Source organism: Pseudomonas sp. NCIMB 10586 (assembly GCF_023127895.1).
GTDB classification, from domain to species: Bacteria; Pseudomonadota; Gammaproteobacteria; order Pseudomonadales; family Pseudomonadaceae; genus Aquipseudomonas; species Aquipseudomonas synxantha_A.
Genome location: NZ_SPKQ01000045.1, coordinates 430,709 through 431,678 on the forward strand (window position 1 = coordinate 430,709; position 970 = coordinate 431,678).

Annotated in this window: 1 protein-coding gene; it reads left to right on the forward strand. The window is 58.9% G+C overall.

Features of this window, described 5'->3' with window-relative positions; genetic code table 11:
- A partial coding sequence (locus E4P01_RS21935; RefSeq protein WP_248130132.1) for an alpha/beta hydrolase occupies positions 1 to 818 on the forward strand: 818 nt, incomplete at its 5' end.
- Positions 819 to 970: the final 152 nt, after the last annotated feature.

Here is a 970-nt window from a genome sequence, read left to right on the forward strand (position 1 = left end):
CGCCCAACGGTCGCAGCGTGGTGCTGATGCACGGCAAGAACTTCTGCGGGGCCACCTGGGAAGGTTCGATCAAGGCACTCAGCAGTGCCGGTTACCGCGTCATCGCCCCCGACCAGATCGGCTTCTGCACTTCCAGCAAGCCCGATCACTACCAGTACAGCTTCCAGCAATTGGCGGCCAACACCCACCAACTGCTGGAAAAACTCGGCATCCAGAAGGCCACGGTGATCGGCCATTCCACCGGCGGGATGCTTGCCACCCGCTATGCCTTGATGTACCCCGAGCAAACCGAACAACTTGGACTGGTGAACCCTATCGGCCTGGAAGACTGGAAAGCCCTCGGTGTGCCCTACCAGAGTGTCGACCAGTGGTACCAGCGCGAGCTGAAAATGAGTGCCGACGGGGTGCGCAAATATGAACGCGACACCTATTATGGCGGGCGCTGGAAGCCGGAATACGAACGCTGGGTGGATATGCTCGCCGGCCTGAACAAAGGCCCGGGGCATACCCAAGTCGCGTGGAACTCGGCATTGATTTACGACATGATCTTCACCCAACCGGTGTACTACGAATTCAAGGATCTGAAGGTGCCCACCCTGTTGCTAATTGGCACCAGCGACACCACGGCCATCGGCAAAGATGTGGCGCCGCCGGCGGTCAAGGCCAGGATTGGCAATTACCAGGTGCTGGGCAAGCAGGTGGCCAAGCTGATTCCCCACGCCACACTGGTGGAATTCCCCGGCCTGGGCCATGCGCCACAGGTGGAAGAACCGGAGCAGTTTCATAAAGCGCTGTTGCAGGGTATGAATGCCCTTTGATTTCGAGGCCCATGGCATGTCGATACAGATCGCAGTGATAGATGACTGGCAGAACGTCGCCAGTGACGTGGTGGATTGGTCGACGCTGGACGGCGTGGGCCAGGTACATTTTCTCCACGACTACCCCGCTGATACGGCGACAATGGTTGAAC